Source organism: Psychrobacter sp., from assembly GCF_036731945.1.
GTDB lineage: Bacteria > Pseudomonadota > Gammaproteobacteria > Pseudomonadales > Moraxellaceae > Psychrobacter.
In genome coordinates, this window is sequence record NZ_DAINDI010000089.1 from 5,484 (window position 1) to 8,997 (window position 3,514).

The window sequence follows — 3,514 nt, forward strand, 5'->3', positions numbered from 1 at the left end:
CGCCAATGGGTTATCAGCGTTACCAGTTTTAGAGATTGATAGTTTACCGCCGACTTTATCAGCCACTAGCCAAGCCCAACCAGAACCAAACTGTGAAGTTGCTGCGTTTTTGAACTCTTCGCGGAATTTGTCATAGCTACCAAAATCTTCTTCGATTTTCGCTTTCAAATCACCAGTAGGTTCGCCGCCACCATTGTCAGGTGTCATGCAGTTCCAATAGAACGTATGGTTCCATACTTGCGCTGCTTGGTTAAACATGGTTTTTTTGCTGTCATCTTTCGCAGTCGCTACGATGATTTCTGGCAATGTTTTGTCTTCTAGACCAGAACCCGGTAGCAATTCATTTAGCTTGTTTACATAAGCGGCATGATGCTTGTCATGATGGTATTCTAGCGTCTCAGCACTGATATGTGGCTCGAGCGCGTCTTTTGCATAAGGTAGGTCTGGTAAAGTAATATTTGACATAGTTATTTTATCCTTGCTGGTTTAGCCATTAGTATTAGGTATAGCTTAAATCAACGCTATAAATTATTGGACTAAATTGGCTTAGTTTATTGTTAGTGAAAGTCATTACTCAATATGCTAAACATATTGCGGTAAACCTAAAAGGCTTGCATGCTAAAATTATCTTAAGCGCGCCTCACTTATTAGTTAGTGCACTTACAAATATATAGTGGGCAAAAACCATGATAAACATTTAAAAGTATTATTAACTAAAAGTTCACAAGCTATAAGATATAATTCACTGTAGCTTGTTGCCTATTATAGCAAGAGGGATGACAAATATCAGTTACCAAATGTTATGAAGCAACGATTCGTTATGCTCATTGGTAATTTAGCTCGTGCTAGCCTAGAATATAGCAGTAGAAACGAATTAATGACGGACAAAAAATATGACGCAAGCCAGCAGCGCAAACCTTACTCCACAAGAGCATTTAACGCAAACAAAGCTCGCCAATCAATGGGTGCTTGCCAGTAATAATAAAGGCAAACTTGCGGAGTTTAAACGCTTATTTGCAGCGGCAGATTTGGCTGTGACGATTGTCCCGCAAGGTCAGCTTGATATCGATGATGCGATTGAGGATGGTTTGAGCTTCATTGAGAACGCTATTATCAAAGCGCGTCATGCCAGCCGAGCCAGTGGACTGCCGGCGATTGCTGATGATTCAGGGCTTTGTGTACCCGTATTGGGTAACGCACCCGGTATCTATTCTGCTCGCTATGCCGGCGAGCATGGCAATGACGCCAAAAACAACGCCAAGCTTATCGCTGACTTGCAGCCTATTCGTGCAGCCAAGCCAGATAACCCTATCAAAGGTATGTTTGTTTGCGTATTGGCCATGGTACGCCATGCCGATGACCCGCTACCGATTATCGCCCAAGGTTTATGGCACGGTGAGATTTTAGACGCGCCGTATGGTGATGGTGGCTTTGGTTACGATCCGCTGTTCTGGTTGCCAGAGTTGCAAGCGACGGCGGCAAGTCTCAGCGCTACGGACAAAAACAGCATCAGTCATCGTGGTCAGGCCATTGAGCAGTTATTGGTACAATTGCCGTTATAAGCGTATTTGAAGATAAGTTGGCAGCTAGAAACAGTTAAAATGAAGCAAAGCTTATAAATCACTCACGGGGCGATTAAACAGATAATTTTTACTTTGATAAACAGATAGATTATACTGTTCTACTTTTAAAATTTTGTTGAAAGCCGTTATTTGTCTGTATAATTGAGCAAAAAGCGTTATTATGCGGGCGATTAGCAGTTAATATTGATATCTGAGAGCGTTTATTTAGAATAAAGCGTTTCATATTTTTGTGCCGTCAGCGATTGCTACGCTCACAGATTGCGAAATCGCGCGCTAGCAATATCCCCTATTTATTCCAACGGCAACCAGTAGCACACGCGTATTTTGCAGCCTGGTTGTCTATTTCTATTTAATCCTAAAGGTGTAACGAATATGGCTACAGATTTACAAGTCACAACCAACAAGCTGTCTAACAAAGAAACTCAGCTAACGGTTAAAGTACCCGTTGAAAAAATTCAAAACAAAGTTGAAGGCCGTATCAGCCAAGTGGCGAAAACCGCCAAGATTGACGGTTTCCGTAAAGGTAAAGTACCGATGTCGCATATCCGTTCACAGTACGGTGCCGGCATTCAGCAAGAAGTCATCAACGATGTGATCCGTGATACCGTATTTGAAGCGATCAAATCTGAAGACATCCGTGCTGTTGGCATGCCAAACATCGACGACGTTAAACTAGAAGACGATTTCTTGGTGTATCAAGCGACTGTTGAAATCTTCCCAGAAATCGACGTCCAAGGTATCGATGAAATCGAAGTTGAGCGTCACACAGCGACTGTCAGCGACGAAGACGTTGACACCATGATCGAAAACTTACAAAAGCAGCGTCAAGAGTTCGTTGAGAAAAAAGGTAAAGCGGCCAAAGACAACCAAGTGACCTTTGACTTTGAAGGTTCAATCGACGGCGAAAAATTCGAAGGCGGCTCTGCTGAAGACTTCAAATTGGTTATCGGTAGCAATCAGATGATTCCAGGCTTTGAAGATGGCATCAAAGGTATGAAAGCGGGCGAAGAAAAAGTTATCGACGTCACTTTCCCAGAAGATTACCAAGCTGAAAACTTGGCTGGTAAAGAAGCACAATTTAAAATCAACGTAAAATTGGTTGAAAAATCAAAACTTCCAGAAATCGACGACGAGTTCCTAGAGCTATTCGGCGTTAAAGAAGGCGGCGTTGAGAAATTAAAAGAAGACGTGCGTAAAAACATGGAACGCGAAATCAAAAATGCGGCGCGTAGCCAAGTAAAACAAGCGACCTTTGATGCGCTACTAGAGAAGAACGAGTTTGACGTACCAAACGCCATGCTAGAGCAAGAAATCGATCGTCAACGCAACATGATGATGCAACGTTTTTCACAGCAGTTCGGTGCTAATGCTGATAGCTTCGATAAAGACATGCTACCAAATGAGCTGTTTGAAGAGCAAGCGCTACGTGCTGCCCGTCTTGGCATCATCGTTGCTCGCGTTATCGACACCAAAGGCTTAGAAGTTGACCAAGAGCGTGTTGAAAACTTTATCAAAGAAGCCGCCGAAAACTACGAAGACCCAGCAGAAGTGATCGAGTACTACACCAATGACAAGCAGCAACGCGCTAACATTGAGTCAGTAGTGCTAGAAGACCAAGTGGTTGATTATTTAATCGAGCAAGGCAAAGTAACGGACAAAGAAGTGAGCTACCAAGACCTATTGGCCGCTCAGCAGCAACAAGCGATGTAATAAGGTAATTTAGCGTTTCGCCAGTCAATATTGGCTGGTTCAATACCTAATTTATCAAAAATGCCCTGACACCTTTGTTAGGGCATTTTTATTGCCCGTTTATAAACTACTGTCTTAATATAGTGAGTGAAAAGTACTATTGATACATCACACACTGCTGATATCAATTTTTCTTGCTTGCTGTGCCTGCGCAGACAGAGGCTACAAAAAATTGATATCAG

Annotated in this window: 3 protein-coding genes; 2 read left to right on the forward strand and 1 reads right to left on the reverse strand. The window is 42.7% G+C overall.

The annotated features are described in order from the left end of the window. A partial coding sequence (locus tag V7D75_RS13415) for a superoxide dismutase (protein WP_333614955.1) occupies positions 1-465 on the reverse strand: 465 nt, incomplete at its 3' end. 428 nt (positions 466-893) lie between these two features. Between V7D75_RS13415 and rdgB the strand changes: the two genes are divergently transcribed. Continuing rightward, positions 894-1,562 carry an RdgB/HAM1 family non-canonical purine NTP pyrophosphatase gene (rdgB, locus tag V7D75_RS13420; protein ID WP_333614956.1) on the forward strand — a complete coding sequence of 223 codons (669 nt, stop codon included), beginning with the start codon at positions 894-896 and terminating at the stop codon, positions 1,560-1,562. Positions 1,563-1,955: 393 nt separating this feature from the next. Next, positions 1,956-3,293: a trigger factor gene (tig, locus tag V7D75_RS13425; protein WP_333614957.1), complete on the forward strand. Its 1,338-nt coding sequence runs from the start codon at positions 1,956-1,958 to the stop codon at positions 3,291-3,293. The last annotated feature ends 221 nt before the right edge of the window (positions 3,294-3,514 follow it).

What these genes read in the sequence shown, in the direction of transcription:
- rdgB (WP_333614956.1), top strand. Translation starts at nt 894, where the DNA reads ATGACGCAAGCCAGCAGCGCAAACCTTACTCCACAAGAGCATTTAACG.
- tig (WP_333614957.1), top strand. Translation starts at nt 1,956, where the DNA reads ATGGCTACAGATTTACAAGTCACAACCAACAAGCTGTCTAACAAAGAA.